Raw genomic sequence first — 20,289 nt, 5'->3', positions numbered from 1 at the left:
CTTATGTTAAGTGACGAATCGGGATTCTAAATTTATAATGGGTATGGGCAGTTTTTTTATGAGATCAATGTTTTACAAAAAGGAGTTTCTAAATGGATAATCAGCGTTATCTAACCGTCAACGCGTTAACCAAATACATAAAGCGAAAATTCGATGCAGATCCGCATCTTCAAGGGGTTTATATCAAAGGGGAAATCTCCAACTTCAAAAGGCATTCAAGCGGACATATGTATTTTACGCTCAAGGATGAGAAAGCAAGGATCCTTGCTGTCATGTTTGCGGGTGCTGCGAGATCCATGAAGTTCAAGCCTGAAAATGGCATGAAGGTGCTGGTAAGAGGAGATATTTCCGTATACGAAGGCAGTGGCCAATACCAGGTTTACATTAAGGAAATGAAAACCGATGGAGTAGGCGACTTATTTGTCGCATACGAGCAGCTGAAGAAAAAGCTTGAGCAGGAAGGCTTTTTCTCATCGCAATACAAACAGCCTATTCCAAAATATCCAAAAGCTGTCGGAATCGTTACTTCTCCAACGGGGGCAGCAATCCGCGATATACTAACGACAATCAAGAGAAGATATCCCATTACCAAGGTGCTCATTTTCCCGGCCTTGGTACAGGGAGAGCAGGGTGGCCCATCCATAGTCAAAGCAATCGAAAAGGCGAATGAAAGGGCAGACATTGATGTTCTGATCATCGGACGCGGAGGCGGATCGATTGAGGAACTCTGGAACTTTAATGAGGAGTCCGTAGCAAGAGCGATTTTTGCTTCTAAAATCCCGATTATATCTGCTGTGGGCCATGAAACAGACTTCACTATTGCCGATTTCGTTGCAGACATGAGAGCACCGACGCCAACTGGTGCGGCTGAGTTGGCCGTTCCTCATATCCAGGAACTGATCGAAAGGGTAATGAACCGGGAAACCAGGCTGATGAGAGCAATGAGGGAGAAAGTGTACTTCCAGCAGGAGCGATACCAGCGGCTCATCAGGTCTTACGCTTTTCGTTATCCAAGGAAGCTGTATGAGCAAAAGCTTGAGCAAGTCGATAAGCTGACAGAATCGCTGACCCGCGGGGCTGGGAAGTTGTATTCTTCGAAAAATGATGCGCTTCTTCAGTTGAAGCGGAGATTGGATCGAAGCCACCCGGAAGAGCTGAGAAAGCTTTCAGCTGACAGGCATTTAAGGACAACAAGAGCTTTGAACCGTGCGATGACGTCCGTCTTGTCTGAAAAGCGAAAAGAATTCAACGGTATCGTTTCTACTCTTGAAGCATTAAGCCCGCTGAAAATCATGGACCGTGGCTACAGTCTTGCGTACACAGACGAAGGGGAACTGATAAAGACAGTCAACCAGGTGAAGCCTGAACGGAAAATAAACGTAAAGCTTTCTGATGGAAGCATTCAATGTATCGTCACAGATATCGAGGAGAGTGAAAACAATGGCAGATGAAAAAAAACTGAGTTTTGAACAGGCAATGGATCAACTTGAAAGCATTGTTGAAAAGCTGGAAGAGGGAGATGTGCCTTTGGAAGAAGCGATTTCTTTTTATAAAGAGGGAATGGAATTATCCAAACTTTGCCATGATAAGCTAAAGAATGTGGAAGAACAACTAGCCCAAATCATAACTGAAGATGGACGGACTGAAGGTTTCTCCATAAACGAGGAGGAATAGTATTGCATTCTATTTCACTTAATTCTTTTACCAGTAAATATAAGGCTCTTGTCGAGGAACGGTTAAGGGAGGCGGTCGGTGCCCTTGAGACGCCGGAAAATCTCGCGAAGGCGATGCTTTATTCGTTGGAAGCAGGCGGGAAAAGAATCCGCCCGCTGCTGGTCTTCGCAGTTATCGATGCATTCGGAAAGGATCCGGAAAATGGAGTAGATGCAGCAGCGGCGATCGAAATGGTCCATACCTATTCCTTGATTCACGATGACCTGCCGAGTATGGACGATGACGATCTAAGAAGGGGAAAACCGACGAATCATAAAGTATTCGGTGAAGCCACTGCCATATTGGCAGGGGATGCACTTTTGACATTAAGTTTTAACCTACTAGCTGAAATTCCTGAAGAATCAGTATCAGCCAACATTAAACTGGCGTTGATCAAAGGGCTGTCAGCTGCTGCAGGTGCTCATGGTATGGTGGGCGGTCAGGTTGCAGATATGGAAGGTGAAAATAAGAAGCTCACACTGGAGGAGCTAGAATATATACATATCAATAAAACGGGTAAGTTACTGGAATACAGTATTATTGCCGGGGCTGAAATTGCCGGGGCGACTGCAGGGCAAAAGGAAATACTGTCAAAGTTTGCTTATCATATAGGCCTTGCATTCCAAATACGGGATGATATCCTCGACCTTGAGGGCAGTGAGGAAATGATCGGCAAGCCGGTTGGAAGCGATACAGCAAATGAAAAAAGCACGTATCCTGCACTGCTTGGAATAGCGGGAGCAAAGGAAGCGCTTGATTACCACTTACGAAACGCGAAAGAATCCCTCGGCAATAGCGGTCTTGATGTTGGGCTACTTGATCAAATCACTGATTTGATCGGACTGCGCAATCATTAGCAGTCATTGAGAATTATTCGATAGTGTGCTATAATTGGCTGTTAGCACGGTAGTGTTGGCAGCTATTTTTACATAAGGATGCTTCGCTTTGATGTGCATTGGTGGTATATACATTGATCATTGTGATTTAAGTGGGACGTGACTCTTTACGTCGAGGCTTCTTGACAGTGATGAGCCTCCATGCTAGTTCATAAAGCGAAAAGTTCACTACATAAATCAGCCATATTTCCATGTATAGCTTGAAAAGACTTTATTACTTAATATATGTTATTACTAACAACTTTTTGAGATATGGAAAAAATTGCGGAATAATAAGTCAGAAATGAAAGTGAGTGGTCCGAAAATGGATCTTTTATCAATAAAAGACCCTTCCTTCCTGAAGAATCTTTCGAAAAAGGAATTGGAGGAGTTAAGCAGGGAGATTCGGCAGTTCTTGATAGAAAAGTTATCAGTTACGGGAGGACACATAGGACCTAACCTGGGTGTTGTCGAGTTAACGATTGCCCTCCATAAGTGTTTTGACAGCCCGAAGGATAAGTTTCTATGGGATGTTGGTCATCAATCCTACGTGCATAAAATCCTGACGGGAAGAGCATGCCAGTTTGACACGTTAAGACAGCATAAAGGGTTGTGCGGTTTTCCAAAGATGGTCGAGAGTGAACATGATGTCTGGGAAACTGGGCATAGTTCGACTTCGCTTTCAGCTGCTATGGGAATGGCGATTGCCCGGGACCTGAAGGGCGAAAACACGCACATCGTTCCGATCATCGGTGATGGTGCCCTTACAGGGGGAATGGCTTTAGAGGCGTTGAACCACATAGGGCATGAAAAAAAGAAGCTTATTGTCATTTTGAACGATAATGAAATGTCAATTGCCCCTAATGTAGGAGCATTGCATAGTGTCCTAGGCCGCCTTCGCACTGCTGGCAAGTACCACTGGGTAAAAGATGAACTGGAATATTTGTTGAAAAAGGTGCCTGCTATTGGTGGTCAGCTTGCGTCGACTGCCGAAAGAATAAAGGATAGCTTAAAATATCTCTTTGTATCAGGAATCTTTTTCGAGGAATTAGGTTTCACTTATCTAGGCCCTGTAGACGGCCATGATTATGACGATCTATTTGAAAACCTTGCATATGCCAAAAAGCAGGAAGGACCTGTTTTATTGCATGTCATTACGAAAAAGGGCAAAGGATATAACCCGGCTGAAAACGATAAGATTGGCACATGGCATGGAACCGGACCTTATAAAATGGAAACCGGTGATTTTGTGAAGCCTGAATCTGCACCGCCAGCCTGGAGCAAGCTGGTTAGTGAAACAGTAAGGAAAATCGCGAGGACGGATGAACGGATCGTGGCTGTGACACCAGCGATGCCTGTTGGTTCAAAGCTTGAGGGCTTTGCCAGTGAGTTCCCTGACCGGATGATTGACGTTGGAATTGCAGAACAGCATGCAACGACTTTTGCAGCCGGATTGGCGACTCAAAACATGAAGCCGTTCCTTGCGATTTATTCAACCTTCCTGCAGCGCGCATATGACCAGGTCGTCCACGATATTTGCCGCCAAAACTTGAACGTATTCATCGGGATCGACCGTGCAGGACTGGTAGGCGCAGACGGAGAAACACACCAGGGTGTGTTTGACATCGCCTTTTTAAGGCACTTGCCTAATATGGTATTGATGATGCCGAAAGATGAAAACGAAGGCCAGCATATGGTATACACAGCAATTAAGTACGACGATGGCCCGATTGCAATGCGTTATCCTCGAGGCAATGGACTAGGTGTGCCGATGGATGAAGAGTTGAAAGAAATTCCAATAGGAACCTGGGAAGTACTTCGTGAAGGGGAAGACGCGGCCATTTTGACATTTGGGACAACAATTCCAATGGCCATGGAGGCAGCAGAAATCCTTGCAAAACAGGGAGTATCAGTAAAAGTAGTCAATACCCGTTTTATCAAGCCTCTCGATGAAGAGTTGCTTGTGGGCATCCTGAAAGACAATATGCCTATTTTGACGATTGAGGAAGCGGTCCTGCAGGGTGGATTCGGAAGCTTCGTGCTTGAAACATCGCATGACTTGGGCTACCAGCATGTAGAGATTGACAGGATGGGAATCCCGGATCAATTCATCGAACATGGCAGTGTCGATAAACTTCTTGAGGAAATTGGCATGACAACAGAAGATGTCGTCTTGCGTTTGCAAAAGCTGGCGAGACAGAAACAAAAAAGGGCGTAGCAAATGAAAATCAAAAAGGAAAGATTAGATGTACTGCTCGTTGAACGCGGCCTTGCGGAGACAAGAGAAAAAGCCAAAAGGACGATCATGGCTGGTCTTGTCTACACGAATGAGAATCGGCTGGACAAACCTGGCGAAAAGGTTAGCAGTGACATTCCATTGACAGTAAAAGGAAATGTCCTTCCGTATGTTAGCCGCGGTGGATTGAAGCTTGAAAAGGCATTAAAGGTTTTTGACCTAGATGTTCAAGATAAAACACTGCTGGATATCGGTGCTTCGACAGGCGGCTTTACCGATTGTGCCCTTCAAAACGGAGCTGAGATGTCCTATGCTTTGGATGTCGGATACAATCAGCTTGCATGGAAGCTGCGACAGGATGAACGTGTCGTTGTGATGGAGCGGACAAACTTCCGCTATGTGAAACCGGAGGACCTTATAAAGGGGATGCCGAATTTTGCCAGCATTGATGTATCATTCATATCCCTCCGTCTCATTTTACCTGTGCTCAAGACCTTGCTGGTAACAGGCAGCGATATCGTTGCTCTCGTCAAGCCGCAATTTGAGGCTGGAAGAGAACAGGTTGGCAAAAAAGGAATCGTCCGTGACAGGAAGGTGCACGAACAAGTTCTGGACAGGATTATTTCTTTTTCAATAGAAGAGGGCTATGATGTGCTGGATTTGAGCTTCTCGCCGATCACAGGCGGAGATGGCAATATTGAATTCCTGCTGCATCTTCAATGGAACGGCACAGAAGAAGAAAAAGGGAAGCTGATGCTGAAGACCCAGCTAGAAGCAGTCGTCACAGAAGCTCATTCTGAACTAAAATCAAAACAAACTACCGAAGAAGAATAGGCGGAATCTGCCTGTTCTTTTTTGTGTGGTTTTGAAAGTACTGAAATTTATTATGACTTTTTAAAAAAAACAGTTCACCACTTCGTCAATTCCATCGATAACTTTTGCCGAAAGTCCACGAATGATTGTACATTCTGTAGAAATCGGCTAACATATGAGTATATGAAATGTTTCGGATATATCCAGGGGTGATATTAATGAATAAAGGACAGCGACATATTAAAATCCGCGAATTAATCGCGAGTAAGGATATCGAGACGCAGGATGAACTGGTGGACCGGCTGAAGGCTGCAGGCTTTAATGTTACACAGGCGACAGTTTCACGTGACATCAAAGAACTGCATCTTGTGAAGGTTCCTTTGATTGATGGCAGATATAAATATAGCCTGCCAGCGGACCAGCGTTTCAATCCACTGCAAAAACTAAAAAGGTCGTTAATGGATGCTTTTATCCGCATCGATCAGGCCGGCCATCTTTTAGTGATGAAAACCTTGCCTGGCAATGCCAATGCGATCGGGGCATTGATTGATAATCTCGATTGGGAAGATATTCTTGGTACGATTTGTGGAGACGATACAATCTTGATTATTTGCCGTACTCCAGAGGATACTGAGCAAGTCACAAATCGTTTTCTCGAAATGCTGTAAATGAGGTGACGTTTGCTTGTTAAATGAATTATCGATTCGCAACTTCGCAATTATTGAATCATTATCCGTTTCTTTTAATAAAGGACTGACCGTACTCACCGGAGAAACAGGGGCCGGGAAATCCATCATCATCGATGCCATTCATCTCCTTGTGGGAGGAAGAGGCTCGGCGGAATTCGTACGCCATGGTGAAGATAAAGCTGAAATTGAAGGTTTGTTCCACCTTGAAGGGGAGAATCATCCAAGTTATGCAAAGGCAGCCGAATTTGGCATTGAAATTGAAGATGCGATGATTGTCTTGAGAAGGGATATTTCGGCGTCTGGAAAAAGTGTGTGCCGCATCAACGGCAAGCTGGTCACGATTGCAGTCCTGCGTGAAGTAGGCTCGACACTGATTGATATCCATGGTCAGCATGAGCACCAGGAATTAATGGATGAGACAAAGCATATCAATCTTCTTGACCAATTCGGAGCAGAGGAAATCCTGCCTGCGCTGCAAGAATACCAGCACGTTTTTCGATCTTTTGAACAAACACAGAAAAAGCTGAAAAACTTAAGTGAAAATGAGCAGCAAATGGCTCACAGACTCGATTTGATTCAATTTCAGCATGATGAAATCCTCTCGGCTGACCTAAGGCTAAACGAGGACGAGGAACTTTTTGAAGAGAAGCGTAAGCTCAGCAACTTCGAAAAGATCTATGAGAGTATCCAAACCAGTTATTCGGCATTGCAGGGTGAGCAAAAGGGCCTTGATTGGATTGGCCTGGTCATGGATAATCTTCAGAATGCAGCAGACCTTGATCCCGACTATAAGAATGTTGCCGACACAGTAGCGAACAGCTTTTATATGCTTGAGGATGCTGCAAGGACGATCAGGAATGAATTGGATTCACTTGAATATGATCCGAAGCGCTTGAATGATATTGAAGATAGGCTGAACGAGATCAACCAATTAAAACGGAAATATGGAAATACGATCGAAGAAATTCTGGAGTACTCCTCTAAAATAGAGGAAGAAATCGAAACGCTTCAAAACAAGGAAGTCCATATTGACCAGATGGAAAAAGAGCTCGCCTCACTTAAAAAGGATCTGCGAATCGAGGCCAATAATTTGACTCAAACTCGCAAAAAATATGCTAAAAAACTGACGAAATTAATTCATAAAGAATTAAAGGAACTATATATGGAGAAGACGGTATTCGACCTCAGGATTGACGCAGATCCTGACCATTTCCATAAAAATGGCGCCGATAAGGTCGAGTTTTATATCTCTACAAATCCGGGCGAACCTTTGAAGCCTTTGTCAAAGATTGCATCCGGCGGGGAACTTTCGCGGATCATGCTAGCCTTAAAAAGCATCTTCTCAAAACATCAAGGTGTCACCTCCATCATTTTCGATGAAGTGGATACAGGAGTCAGCGGTCGGGTGGCTCAATCAATCGCTGAAAAAATTTACAATGTCTCGACGGGGTCACAGGTTCTTTGCATATCCCATTTGCCTCAAGTTGCCGCAATGGCTGATACTCACCTGTATATCGCAAAGGTCATCAAGAATGGCAGGACAAAAACTTCCGTCACTCCGCTGTCTTCATCTGAGAAGGTAAAGGAGATTGTCCGGATGATTTCAGGAGTCGAAGTTACTGACCTGACGAAACAACATGCAGAAGAATTGCTGAAGCTTGCACAGAATATGAAGGCAGTTACATGAAAAGCTATCCATAAAGGGTAGCTTTTTTATTTTTATACAGGTTATAAATGCGGGGAGACGAGGCAAAATTAAAGATGTAGCCATTTCGATGTGTGTGGACTAGAAGCGAGGAGAGTGAAATGATTTGAAGAAAGATTTTCTCAGAAAATTTATTGGTGGAATTCTCCTTGTTTCATTAATTGCTTTAGGATTTGCAAAACCAGTACAAGAATATTTATCCATTCCAGGGGATATAACGTTATTCGAGGGGCAAAAGCTTGATTTTCAGGCAAATGCAGTCCAGGTTACTGCCCCAGTTAAAGACTCAAGCATCGCTGTGGACCAAAAAGATGAGACCTTCACTCTTGAGGCAAAAAGACATGGTAAGGATGAAATGGTCCTTGAATTAGCAGGCTTCCCTGTTAAAAAAGTCGATGTCAATGTCCTTAAGGATTTCAAGGTCAGGCCAGGCGGTCAATCTATAGGAGTAAAATTGAATACGGTTGGTGTCCTTGTGGTCGGACATCACCAAGTGCAGGCTGATGAAGGAAGAGTGTCGCCAGGTGAAAAGGCTGGCATAAAAAAAGGCGATATTATCACTGAAATCAATGGGCAGCAAATTGAAAAAATGGCAGATGTCGGTCCGTTTGTAAAGCAGGCGGGTGAAAACGGCAAGCCATTGGATGTTGTAATCAAAAGGGAAAATGAAATAGTCAAAACTCAACTCCAGCCTGAAAAAGATGTAAATGAGAACACCTATAAGCTTGGATTGTATATACGCGATTCAGCTGCCGGTATTGGAACAATGACATTTTATCACCCACAGTCCAAAAAATATGGTGCCCTCGGACATGTCATATCGGACATGGATACGAAAAAACCTATTGTCGTTGGAGATGGGCAAATTGTCAGATCAACTGTCACTTCGATCGAAAAAGGCGGAAAAGGCAATCCGGGGGAAAAACTGGCTCGTTTTTCATCTGACCGGGAAGTGATTGGGAATATTAAAAGAAATAGTCCATTTGGAATCTTTGGCGAACTGAACAAGGATATTACAAATGGGGTTTTTGATAAACCTCTGCCTATAGCCCTTTCTCATCAAGTAAAAGAAGGTCCAGCAAAAATCTTGACAGTTGTAAATAATGACGAAGTAAATCTTTTTGATATAGAGATCGTCAGTACCATCCCGCAAAAGTTTCCAGCAACCAAGGGCATGGTGATCAAGGTGACGGATCCTGAGTTGTTGGAAAAGACAGGTGGAATTGTCCAGGGGATGAGCGGAAGTCCAATTATCCAAGGTGACAAGCTGGTAGGGGCTGTCACTCATGTCTTTGTAAATGACCCAACAAGCGGATATGGAGTTCATATAGAGTGGATGCTGAATGAAGCAGGCATCGACATATACGAGAAGCCAAGAGAGCAGGCAAGTTAATATCAGGAATTCGGCGGCGGCATACAGCCGCCTTTTCTTTGTGTTTCAACTGCCCATGAAAAGCGAAGTTCCTGTAACGAAAAACAGACCAATACACGCAAAAATCAAGATTATTCGACAAAATCACCAACCGTTTTTTGTCAACTATCGAAATAAGTCGAAAAACAAAGGAAAATGAAGCATTAATAAGAAAATATTCCTTTTTTAAGAAAAAATTAAAAATAAGAGGAATTTCTGTTGCATTGTCGAATTAGTCATTTAGAATAGAATTTAGAGAAGAAATATTTGTGATCATAATTGGATTTGAGGAGGAACCAAGTAGTGAACAAAATAAAAGTATGCGTTGTTGATGACAACAGAGAATTAGTAGGTCTTCTAGAGGAATATATTTCTTCACAGGATGATATGGAAATTGTAGGAGTTGCCCATAATGGTCAGGAATGTTTGGAGATGCTCGAAGATACAGATCCTGATGTCTTGCTTTTAGATATTATTATGCCGCACCTTGACGGATTAGCGGTCCTTGAAAGACTTCGTGATATGAAGAAGGGAATCATGCCGAATGTTATCATGCTGACAGCATTTGGCCAGGAAGATGTTACGAAGAAAGCGGTAGAGCTGGGGGCTTCCTATTTCATTCTAAAGCCGTTCGATATGGAGCATCTGGCAGGGCATATCCGTCAGGTAAGCGGCAAGGCGAAATCAGTAGCCCGAAAACCTTCTTCATCCATCAACTACGGCAGATCAAATGCCGAACAGAAGCCTAAAAACCTGGATGCAAGCATTACAAGCATCATCCATGAAATTGGCGTCCCTGCCCATATTAAAGGGTATATGTATCTGCGAGAAGCCATTTCAATGGTATATAACGATATTGAACTTCTTGGCTCGATCACAAAAGTCCTCTATCCAGACATCGCCAAGAAATTCAATACGACTGCGAGCCGTGTGGAACGTGCCATCCGCCATGCCATTGAGGTTGCCTGGAGCAGAGGGAATATTGATTCCATTTCTTCCTTGTTCGGATATACTGTTTCGATGTCAAAAGCCAAGCCGACAAATTCTGAATTCATCGCCATGGTCGCAGACAAACTTCGTCTGGAACACAAAGCTTCTTGAAAGAGTTAGGCAATATTTAGCTATCTTTTCATATTATTACATTGAACATCTTACTTTAGCACGGACTTACCGAGCTAAAGTAAGGTGTTTTTTAATTTCTGTATATTGGCATTCTGCGGGTCTGAATATTATCATGTAGTTATAGCTAAGCCTCGACATCAAAAAAACGCCTTCAAAGGCGCTTCTTGTATTTATTTTTCTTTATCTTTTTCCAGCTCCGATAATTTTTGAATGAGGATATGCTGGGGCATATGCATGATTTGTTCAATAGGTACTCCCAGTTTTTCTGAAAGCTTGACAGCAGTTTCAGCAGAAATATGCAATGGTCTCATTGTGTATTTACCTCCAAATTGAAAAGATAGGTGTGTGATGGTTCATGACTCTTATTTTAGCACATCGTGGCTATGCGGCAGAATATCCGGAAAACACAATGCTTGCTTTTAAAGAAGCCGAAAAAGCAGGTGCAGATGGCTTAGAGCTCGATGTCCAAATGACAAGAGACGGTGAGCTTGTTGTGATTCATGATGAAAAGGTGGATCGGACTACCGATGGCACTGGGCTGGTAAAGGACTACAGTTTAGAGGATTTAAGAAAGTTGGATGCCCGTTTCAAATTCAAGGAATTACCAAAGAAAGAACAGATTCCTACTTTGGATGAAGTCCTTGAATGGTTATCTGGAACCGGAATGATCTGCAATATTGAATTGAAAAACAGCATTATTCCTTATGAAGGAATGGAAGAGAAGGTTATAAATAAGGTTAGGCGCTTTAATTTAACTGACAGGATCATCATTTCCTCCTTCAATCATTACAGCATTGTCCATAGCTATTTATTGGCTCCGGAAATTGAAATCGCCCCTTTACTATCTGAAGGCTTATATATGCCGTGGATATATGCGCAGTCGATCAAGGCTAGAGGATTTCATCCTCACTGGCGGGCAGCGCCGGATCAAATTGTCAATGCGTCCCTTGAGAGTGGAATCGAAGTAAGACCTTATACGGTAAATAAAGAATCTGAGCTGGAAAGATTGTTCAAGGTAAACTGCAGTGCTGTTATAACGGACGACCCAGCCAAGGCTAAAAGAATTAGAGAAATGCAGTCTGCGCGATAGAACATGAAAAAGCCACTAGCTGTTTTTACTTTAGTTTTTAAAGTTAGAGAAAAAATAAAACAGGCCTGATTTCTAATCAAGGCCTGTTTTGCTTTTTATTGCTATCAGGAATCCGGAAAATTGCCTGGACTTTATTTCTCTTTCGATCACGATGCAGGATAAAACCAGCGATGAAACCCAGTCCCGCCAGGAAAAAGAGAAGGCCGGCAAGAAATTGAAGCCATAAAAATGGGAAAGGTGCCTGCAAGATTCCAAACACCATATCGCGCATCAGTTTTACCCCTAAAGCAGCAATGACACCTGGTATCAACATAATGATTAATGCTATGATCCTGATCATTTGTTTTCCCCTCGATATTTGTCCTTATTTAAAAAGTATACTTAACCCTGTGTTTTTCCGCAATATAAGTTACTCTTAGTGAATTATGTACAGAAGAGTTAGAAAACAAAGAAATTTGTCAGCGCATACAAAAAGAATTACAATGATATTGAAAGATTTTGCAGACTTTAAAGATGTTCCGTGAAATATTTTTCTAGATATGTGGTGGATATTATGCAAAAAGTAATGATTGTAGGAGCAGGTAAGGGTGGAACGGCAATTCTTGACATTTTCAAACAGACTGCAGATGTGGTTGCTGTGGTTGATATAAACCCTGATGCTCCGGGGATTATCGCAGCACAAGATGCAGGAATCCAGACAGGGGCAGACTGGCATAAGTACATGTCAGATCAGTTGGATATCATCATTGAAGTGACCGGAGAAGAGGATGTCTTCAGGGAATTAAGGGATGCTCGCGGTAAAAACACTGTGCTAATACCAGGAAGTGTCGCTTTCCTCTTGGCTACCCTTTTGGAAGAAAAGGAAGAACTAATAAAAACTCTCAGGAAAATTACATATGAACATGATTTGATATTCAATTCTTCTGGTGACGGTATGGTGGTCATTAATACAGAAGGAATCGTAACCTTGTTCAATAAAAGCGCAGAAAAAATAATTGGAGCAACAAAGGAACAGGCAGAAGGGAAACACGTCTCCGAAATCATACCCACAAGCAAGCTTCCAAGAGTGCTCAACACCAGGAAGGTAGAGTCCAATCGGGAATTGGTTCTGCCCAATGGGTCGAAAATCATCACGACAAGGATCCCGATCATTGACGAAAATGATCAATTGATTGGCGCGTTCTCTGTATTTAAGGATATTACTGAAGTTGTGAACCTTGCGGAAGAGATAACGAACTTAAAAGAAATCCAAACCATGCTTCAGGCGATCATCAACTCCAGTGATGAAGCTATTTCTGTAGTAGATGAAGATGGCCGGGGAATCATGATCAATCCAGCTTATACAAGGATAACCGGGCTGAAGGAAGAAGAAGTAATCGGACAGCCGGCAACCGCTGATATTTCGGAGGGCGAGAGCATGCATATGAAGGTGCTTAAGACGAGACGGCCTGTCCGTGGTACGGCGATGCGGGTTGGACCGAATAAAAAAGAGGTTGTTGTCAATGTTGCGCCGATCATCGTAGATGGGAAGCTTAAGGGAAGTGTCGGGGTCATCCATGATATGTCGGAGATCCAGAGCTTAAACCGTGAGCTGACACGAGCGAGGCAGATTATTAGAACACTTGAAGCGAAATACTCATTTGAGGATATTATCGGCCAATCAGAAGAAATGACGATTCCAATTGAACAAGCTAAGCTTGGGGCGAAAACCCCTGCAACTGTCCTCCTTCGCGGGGAGTCGGGAACGGGCAAGGAATTATTTGCACATGCGATTCACAATGCGAGCGACCGGAGGTTCAATAAGTTCATCCGGGTTAATTGTGCAGCAATTTCAGAATCACTGCTCGAAAGCGAACTCTTCGGATACGAAGAAGGTGCTTTTTCAGGCGCAAAACGCGGCGGGAAACGGGGATTTTTCGAGGAAGCCAATAATGGCAGTATCTTCCTTGATGAAATCGGTGAATTGCCTGCCAATACCCAGGCAAAACTGCTCCGGGTCCTTCAGGAAAGAGAAATAGTCCGGGTGGGTGGAACAAAACCCGTTCCGATCAATGTCAGGGTCATAGCCGCGACAAATATGAACCTTGAAAAGGCGATTGCAAATGGCAGTTTTAGAGAAGACTTATATTATCGTCTAAACAGGATGCCGATTCATATACCTCCTCTTAAAAGGAGGAAGGAAGACATCCCGCTCCTGTGTGAAAGGTTGATCCGTAAAATCAATCAGGATTATGGCCGTAACGTCGAAGGAGTTTCAGGAGAAGCTATTAAGAGGCTGATGGATTATGATTGGCCAGGGAATGTAAGGGAGCTTGAAAATGTCCTTGGGCGTGCGATCATATTTTTGAATTATAGCGAGACGATCATTCGAATCGAACATTTACCGGAATTGCAGAACAGCCAGGTTAAGGATAAGGAGGATAACATTGGTCCATCAATCCCGACCGAACCGCTTGCAGTCCAACTGGAGGAGTACGAAGCGAAAGTCATTCTGTCAACTCTAAAGGCGGTAAAAGGGAACAAAACGGCTGCTGCGAAAGCTTTAGGTGTTTCAGTGAGGAATTTATATTATAAGCTTGAAAAATACAGGATTGAAGTAGATAGCATGCAATAATTTTCACGCTCTGCAATATTTTGCACAATGTTTTCGAGCAAAAGTAAAGCGTTTTCACTATTTCAAGTTGGCACAGTTCTTGCATACTTAATATAGTGGCGATGCGAGAAGAACAGAAGGGGTTGAAACAGGTCATGAAACTAGACTCACTCATCAGCATGGCATCCCAAGATGGCAGGAAAACAGTAGCCGTTGCAGCCGCTGAAGATTCTGAGGTTTTAGAAGCAGTTGCCAGAGCTGTTGAACTGAAGCTTGCCGATTTCCTTCTTTATGGAAACGAGGAAGAAATTAAGAAGATGATTGCGGCGAAGCATCCGAGCCTTGGAGGCAGCAAAGGCGTTAAAATCTTTTCCACACCAAATAATTATGCCGCTGCAGAAATGGCTGTGAAAGCAGTCAAAAACAATGATGCCAATGTCGTAATGAAGGGGAATATCCCAACTGCGGTGATTTTAAAGGCTGTCTTGAATAAAGAGTATGGACTTAGGACAGGGGCTGTTCTTTCTCATGTGGCGGTATTTGAAGTGCCTGGCTACGATCGATTCACAATTGTAACCGATGCAGCGATGAATATTTCGCCTGACGTTGAGCAAAAAGCCCAAATCATCAAGAATGCAGTAAAGGTAGCTCATTCTATAGGTATTGAAATGCCGAAAGTGGCACCGCTTGCAGCCGTGGAAATGATCAATCCTGCGATGCAGGCAACCGTAGATGCTGCATCATTAACGATGATGAACAAAAGGGGACAGATTCAGGGGTGTATTGTGGATGGTCCGCTTGCCCTTGATAATGCGGTATCGCAGATTGCTGCAGAGCATAAGGGAATCAAAAGTGAGGTTGCCGGCAAGGCGGATATACTCTTGGTCCCTGCAATCGAGGTTGGAAACGTCCTTTATAAATCATTAATTTACTTTGCCAATGCAAAAGTTGGCGCAGTTATTGCCGGAGCTAAAGCTCCAATTGTGTTAACATCCAGAGCGGACACTGCTGAAAGTAAACTATATTCACTTGCATTAGCGTTATGCTCTGCTTCTAAATAATTTACATAAACCAGGGGAGGAATTAGAAATGGAAATTTTCAAGTATCTAGAACAGTACGATTATGAGCAGGTTGTATTTTGCCAGGATAAACAGTCAGGATTGAAAGCGATCATCGCAATTCATGATACAACTCTTGGACCAGCTTTAGGCGGAACTCGTATGTGGACTTATGCATCAGAAGAAGCTGCTATCGAGGATGCACTTCGCCTAGCTAAAGGCATGACATACAAAAATGCTGCTGCTGGCCTGAACCTTGGCGGAGGAAAGACGGTTATTATCGGTGATCCTCGCAAAGATAAGAATGAAGAAATGTTCCGTGCATTCGGCCGTTATATCCAGGGTTTAAACGGAAGATATATCACGGCAGAAGATGTTGGTACGACTGTGGCAGATATGGATTTAATCCATGAAGAAACAGACTATGTAACCGGTATCTCACCAGCATTCGGTTCATCAGGCAATCCTTCCCCGGTTACAGCATATGGCGTATACAGAGGGATGAAGGCAGCTGCTAAGGAAGCCTTCGGCACGGATTCCCTTGAAGGAAAAACAATCGCTGTCCAAGGTGTGGGTAATGTAGCATTTAACCTTTGCCGTCATCTGCATGAAGAAGGTGCTCAGCTGATTGTTACGGATATTAATAAGGAAGCAGTACAAAGAGCTGTTGAAGAGTTCGGGGCTAAAGCAGTTGAACCGGATGAGATCTATAGCGTGGACTGTGATATTTACGCACCATGTGCATTAGGCGCAGTAATCAACGACGAAACGATTCCTCAGCTAAAAGCGAAGGTCATTGCCGGAGCTGCCAACAATCAGCTTAAGGATACAAAGCATGGAGATATCATCCATGAAATGGGTATTGTATACGCACCTGATTATGTCATCAATGCTGGCGGCGTCATCAACGTTGCGGATGAGCTTTACGGCTACAATGCAGAAAGAGCAATGAAAAAGGTTGAAACCATTTACAACAATATCGAAAAAGTAATCGAGATTGCTAAAAGAGATGGGATTCCTACTTATAAAGCGGCTGACCGTATGGCAGAAGAGCGAATTGAAAGAATGCGCAATTCTCGCAGTCAATTTCTGCAAAACGGCCATCATATCCTAAGCCGCCGTTAATAAAGGCTCTGTTCATAAATTTAGCTGCTGAATAGATAACGGTTTTCGATTTTAAAGAAGACTTTATGGCAACAATTTATTTGAAGCAGCCTAAAACAAGGCTTACGCAGAGAGCGCTGAATATTTGTTTCGGCGCCTCTGCTGTTTCCTATATGCTACTGACGTATTGCGGATCCTTTTTATTCCGCAAGCTAATTGGAGGTTTAACTGTGCAACAAACAGAACATCGGATTCTAGTCATCAATCCAGGATCTACATCAACGAAAATTGGAGTCTTTGACAATGAGGTTTCGGTTTTTGAAAAAACAATCCGTCACGACTCAGCTGTCATCAACTCTTATGAAACCATCATCGACCAATACGAATTCAGGAAGAATACGATACTTGAAACGCTTGATACGGAAGGGATCAACATTTCAAAATTAAGTGCTGTTTGTGGGCGCGGCGGGCTTTTGCGGCCAATCGAGGGCGGAACATATGCAGTGAACAATAATATGCTCGCAGACTTGCGTGCAGGTTATTCTGGCCAGCATGCTTCAAACCTGGGAGGTATTCTTGCATATGAAATCGCGTCAGGTTTAAACATACCTTCCTTTATTGTTGACCCAGTCGTGGTGGATGAGCTTGATCCGGTTGCCCGGGTATCAGGATTCTCCCTTATTGAACGAAAAAGCATTTTCCATGCATTGAACCAAAAAGCAGTCGCCCGCAGGGTTTCGAAAGAGCTCGGAAAAAAATATGAAGAGCTGAATTTGATCATAACTCATCTTGGAGGCGGGATCACTGTAGGGGCCCACAAAAAGGGAAGGGTTGTCGATGTGAATAACGGTTTGCATGGGGATGGTCCTTTCAGTCCGGAACGTGCAGGCACAGTACCGGCAGGCGACCTTGTGGAGCTATGTTTTTCTGGTGATTACTTCCGGGGAGAAATCATGAAGAAACTTGTCGGACAGGGTGGCTTGGTTGGGTACCTTGGAACGAATGATGCAGTGAAGGTCGAGAAAATGATTAAACAGGGAAATAAAAAAGCAAAACTCGTTTATGATGCGATGGCTTACCAGGTAGCAAAGGAAATCGGTTCTGCAAGTGCCGTCCTTGCTGGGAAAGTAGACGCGATTGTTCTTACAGGGGGTCTTGCGTACGGTAAAGAGTTCGTTCAGGCAATCTCTGAAAGAATCAACTGGATTGCGGATGTCATTGTCCACCCTGGTGAAAACGAATTGCAGGCACTCGCTGAAGGTGCGATTCGCATTCTTCGCGGCGAAGAAGAAGTGAAAGAATATCCGGGCAAGTAGCTAGCTGGCAAAAGGACTGGCATGCCTGATTGGTAAGTCAATTAATAAAAAAACATAGATAGAGGAGGGAATGAGATGGCTCAAGAATATGATTTGGTCATTCTCGGAGGCGGTACAGGCGGATACGTTGCAGCAATCAGAGCTTCTCAGCTTGGCTTGAAGACTGCCATAGTTGAAAAAGGAAAGCTAGGCGGAACATGCCTGCATAAGGGCTGTATCCCGAGCAAGGCATTGCTCCGCAGCGCTGAAGTATATGCGACTGCAAAGAAAAGTGAAGAATTTGGCGTGACTACAGGAGAAGTGGGCGTCAATTTCGTAAAGGTACAGGAAAGAAAAGAAAAAATCGTTGAGCAGTTGCACCGTGGTGTACAGCACCTGATGAAACAAGGGAAGATTGATGTATTTGAGGGACTCGGAAGGATCTTAGGTCCGTCCATCTTCTCACCAATGCCGGGAACCATTTCTGTTGAAATGAACAGTGGTGAGGAAAATGAAATGCTGATTCCTAAGAATGTCATCGTTGCAACAGGTTCTAGACCAAGAACATTGCCTGGACTTGAAGCAGATGGCCAATATGTGATGACATCCGATGAAGCACTTGTCATGGAAGACCTGCCAAAATCCATCATCATCGTTGGCGGTGGCGTAATCGGAATTGAATGGGCGTCCATGCTTGCTGATTTTGGATCTCAAGTTACCGTCATTGAATATGCGGACCGTATCGTTCCAACTGAGGATAAGGAAGTTTCGAGAGAGATGCAGCGGGCGATGAAGAAAAAAGGCGTGAAAATCATCACAAGTGCAAAAGTCTTATCTGAGACTCTTCAAAAAGGCGATGGAGTCACGATCAGTGCAGAGGTTAAAGGTGAAACGAAAGAATTCACTGCTGAAAAATTGCTAGTCTCTGTTGGACGCCAGGCAAATGTTGAAGGAATCGGACTGGAGAATACAGAAATCCAACTGGAAAAAGGCTTCATTCAGACGAACGAGTTTTTCCAGACAAAAGAATCTCATATCTATGCAATTGGTGATGTGATCGGTGGCCTGCAGCTTGCTCACGTGGCTTCACATGAGGGAATCGTTGCGGTTGAACATATTGCTGGTGAGGATACGCACCCAATCGATTATACGCTTGTCTCCAAATGTATTTACAGCTCTCCTGAGGCTGCAAGCGTCGGTTTGACGGAAGATGAAGCAAAAGAAAAGGGCCATGATGTAAAGACAGGGAAGTTCTCTTTCAAAGCGATCGGCAAGGCGCTTGTATATGGTGAGTCAGACGGATTTGTAAAAATCGTTGCTGATAAGGAAACCAATGATATCTTAGGTGTCCATATGATTGGGCCTCATGTAACCGATATGATTTCTGAAGCAGGCCTTGCTAAAGTTTTAGATGCAACACCATGGGAAATTGCCCATACAATCCATCCGCACCCGACATTGTCAGAGGCCATCGGCGAAGCTGCCCTGGCTGTGGATGGCAAAGCAATCCATTCTTAATATAGATTATGAACAAGAGCTCTTTTCCCTGCGAAAAGGGCCTTGTACGAACAATTGGGAGGTATAAAGATGGCAGAAAATCGTCACGCTGCACTTGGCTTAAGTGATGAAAAGGTTATGGAAATGTATGAAACAATGCTGTTGGCCCGCAGGCTGGATGAGCGGATGTGGCTGTTGAACCGTGCCGGAAAAATTCCGTTTGTTATTTCATGTCAGGGACAGGAAGCGGCACAGGTAGGAGCTGCTTTTGCTCTGGATCGTGAAAAGGATTATGTGCTTCCTTACTATCGTGATATGGGTGTGGTCTTAACTTTTGGCATGACTGCAAAAGACCTGATGCTTTCTGGTTTTGCCAAAGCGGAAGACCCGAACTCTGGCGGACGCCAGATGCCTGGACATTTCGGGCAAAAGAAAAACCGGATCGTAACAGGTTCATCACCGGTAACTACACAGGTTCCTCATGCTGTCGGAATCGCCCTTGCAGGCAAAATGGAGAAGAAGGATCTGGTAACATTCGTTACGTTTGGAGAAGGATCTTCCAACCAGGGAGATTTCCATGAGGGAGCAAACTTTGCAGGCGTCCATAAACTTCCAGTTATCTTTATGGTTGAGAACAATAAATATGCGATTTCAATACCTTACGAAAGACAGGTTGCTGCTGAAAAGGTTTCCGACCGTGCGATCGGATATGGTATGCCAGGTGTCACTGTCGATGGAAACGATCCTTTAGAAGTCTATAAAGTGGTCAAAGAAGCTGCTGACCGCGGACGCCGTGGTGAAGGGCCTACACTTGTCGAGGCTGTCTCCTACCGTCTGACTCCGCACTCATCAGATGATGATGATCGAAGCTACCGCGCGCCAGATGAAGTTGCACAGGCAAAGACGAAGGATCCGATCATTACCTTCGGCGCATATTTAAAGGAAAATGGCATCATGAATGATGAAAGTGAAAAGGATATCAACGATCGAATCATGAAGCTGGTAAATGAAGCAACCGATTATGCTGAAAATGCACCGTATGCAGAGCCTGAAGATGCTCTGAAATACGTATATGCGGAAGAGTAAG

Annotated in this window: 18 protein-coding genes; 16 read left to right on the top strand and 2 right to left on the bottom strand. The window is 43.8% G+C overall.

Annotation, left to right across the window (positions count from 1 at the left end):
- Positions 1–92 precede the first annotated feature (92 nt).
- The 9 genes from xseA to spo0A all read left to right on the top strand — a co-directional run bounded on the left by xseA (position 93) and on the right by spo0A (position 10,543).
- On the top strand, positions 93–1,451 hold the full coding sequence (xseA, locus tag LGO15_RS16535; RefSeq protein WP_226085314.1) for an exodeoxyribonuclease VII large subunit: 1,359 nt from the start codon (positions 93–95) through the stop codon (positions 1,449–1,451).
- The gene (locus tag LGO15_RS16530; RefSeq protein WP_167831504.1) at positions 1,441–1,674 is read left to right on the top strand and encodes an exodeoxyribonuclease VII small subunit; all 234 of its coding nucleotides are present in this window, start codon (positions 1,441–1,443) and stop codon (positions 1,672–1,674) included. The genes xseA and LGO15_RS16530 overlap by 11 nt, the downstream gene beginning before the upstream one ends.
- 2 nt (positions 1,675–1,676) lie before the next feature.
- Entirely contained in the window at positions 1,677–2,570 is an 894-nt protein-coding gene (locus LGO15_RS16525; RefSeq protein ID WP_167831503.1) for a polyprenyl synthetase family protein, read from the top strand.
- A gap of 343 nt (positions 2,571–2,913) precedes the next feature.
- The gene (dxs, locus tag LGO15_RS16520) at positions 2,914–4,806 is read left to right on the top strand and encodes a 1-deoxy-D-xylulose-5-phosphate synthase (protein ID WP_226085313.1); all 1,893 of its coding nucleotides are present in this window, start codon (positions 2,914–2,916) and stop codon (positions 4,804–4,806) included.
- Between the two features lie 3 nt (positions 4,807–4,809).
- Entirely contained in the window at positions 4,810–5,658 is an 849-nt protein-coding gene (locus LGO15_RS16515; protein WP_167831501.1) for a TlyA family RNA methyltransferase, read from the top strand.
- Positions 5,659–5,855: 197 nt separating this feature from the next.
- Entirely contained in the window at positions 5,856–6,305 is a 450-nt protein-coding gene (gene ahrC / locus LGO15_RS16510) for a transcriptional regulator AhrC/ArgR (protein ID WP_041967930.1), read from the top strand.
- Between the two features lie 16 nt (positions 6,306–6,321).
- Positions 6,322–8,013, top strand: a complete 1,692-nt coding sequence (recN, locus tag LGO15_RS16505) for a DNA repair protein RecN (protein WP_226085312.1) — start codon at positions 6,322–6,324, stop codon at positions 8,011–8,013.
- A 124-nt stretch (positions 8,014–8,137) separates the two neighbouring features.
- Positions 8,138–9,424, top strand: a complete 1,287-nt coding sequence (spoIVB, locus tag LGO15_RS16500) for a SpoIVB peptidase (protein ID WP_167831499.1) — start codon at positions 8,138–8,140, stop codon at positions 9,422–9,424.
- 321 nt (positions 9,425–9,745) lie between these two features.
- On the top strand, positions 9,746–10,543 hold the full coding sequence (gene spo0A, locus LGO15_RS16495) for a sporulation transcription factor Spo0A (RefSeq protein WP_167831498.1): 798 nt from the start codon (positions 9,746–9,748) through the stop codon (positions 10,541–10,543).
- A 191-nt stretch (positions 10,544–10,734) separates the two neighbouring features.
- On the opposite strand, the gene LGO15_RS16490 is transcribed toward spo0A, so the two are convergent.
- Entirely contained in the window at positions 10,735–10,875 is a 141-nt protein-coding gene (locus tag LGO15_RS16490; RefSeq protein ID WP_167831497.1) for a YycC family protein, read from the bottom strand.
- Between the two features lie 44 nt (positions 10,876–10,919).
- On the opposite strand from LGO15_RS16490, the gene LGO15_RS16485 reads away from it, so the two are divergent.
- Positions 10,920–11,654 carry a glycerophosphodiester phosphodiesterase gene (locus tag LGO15_RS16485; protein WP_226085311.1) on the top strand — a complete coding sequence of 245 codons (735 nt, stop codon included), beginning with the start codon at positions 10,920–10,922 and terminating at the stop codon, positions 11,652–11,654.
- A gap of 76 nt (positions 11,655–11,730) precedes the next feature.
- Here LGO15_RS16485 and LGO15_RS16480 read toward each other — a convergent pair whose 3' ends face one another.
- Positions 11,731–11,994 (bottom strand): DUF2627 domain-containing protein, encoded by a 264-nt coding sequence (locus LGO15_RS16480; protein ID WP_167831495.1) that lies wholly within the window; start codon positions 11,992–11,994, stop codon positions 11,731–11,733.
- Positions 11,995–12,207: 213 nt separating this feature from the next.
- Here LGO15_RS16480 and LGO15_RS16475 point away from each other — a divergent pair, with 213 nt between their 5' ends.
- The 6 genes from LGO15_RS16475 (at position 12,208) to LGO15_RS16450 (ending at position 20,288) form a co-directional block, all read left to right on the top strand.
- Positions 12,208–14,268 carry a sigma-54 interaction domain-containing protein gene (locus LGO15_RS16475; protein ID WP_226085310.1) on the top strand — a complete coding sequence of 687 codons (2,061 nt, stop codon included), beginning with the start codon at positions 12,208–12,210 and terminating at the stop codon, positions 14,266–14,268.
- Between the two features lie 134 nt (positions 14,269–14,402).
- A complete protein-coding gene (yqiS, locus tag LGO15_RS16470; protein ID WP_226085309.1) occupies positions 14,403–15,308 on the top strand; it encodes a phosphate butyryltransferase in 906 nt (301 codons plus the stop codon).
- A gap of 28 nt (positions 15,309–15,336) precedes the next feature.
- Positions 15,337–16,431 carry a Leu/Phe/Val dehydrogenase gene (bcd, locus tag LGO15_RS16465; protein ID WP_226085308.1) on the top strand — a complete coding sequence of 365 codons (1,095 nt, stop codon included), beginning with the start codon at positions 15,337–15,339 and terminating at the stop codon, positions 16,429–16,431.
- 209 nt (positions 16,432–16,640) lie between these two features.
- A complete protein-coding gene (gene buk, locus LGO15_RS16460; protein ID WP_167831491.1) occupies positions 16,641–17,726 on the top strand; it encodes a butyrate kinase in 1,086 nt (361 codons plus the stop codon).
- 75 nt (positions 17,727–17,801) lie between these two features.
- A complete protein-coding gene (gene lpdA, locus LGO15_RS16455; protein WP_167831490.1) occupies positions 17,802–19,223 on the top strand; it encodes a dihydrolipoyl dehydrogenase in 1,422 nt (473 codons plus the stop codon).
- 69 nt (positions 19,224–19,292) lie between these two features.
- The gene (locus tag LGO15_RS16450) at positions 19,293–20,288 is read left to right on the top strand and encodes a thiamine pyrophosphate-dependent dehydrogenase E1 component subunit alpha (RefSeq protein ID WP_226085307.1); all 996 of its coding nucleotides are present in this window, start codon (positions 19,293–19,295) and stop codon (positions 20,286–20,288) included.
- The last annotated feature ends 1 nt before the right edge of the window (position 20,289 follow it).

Source organism: Mesobacillus sp. S13 (genome assembly GCF_020422885.1).
Classification (GTDB): Bacteria; Bacillota; Bacilli; order Bacillales; family Cytobacillaceae; genus Mesobacillus; species Mesobacillus selenatarsenatis_A.
This window is presented reverse-complemented; position numbering and strand designations above follow the sequence as displayed.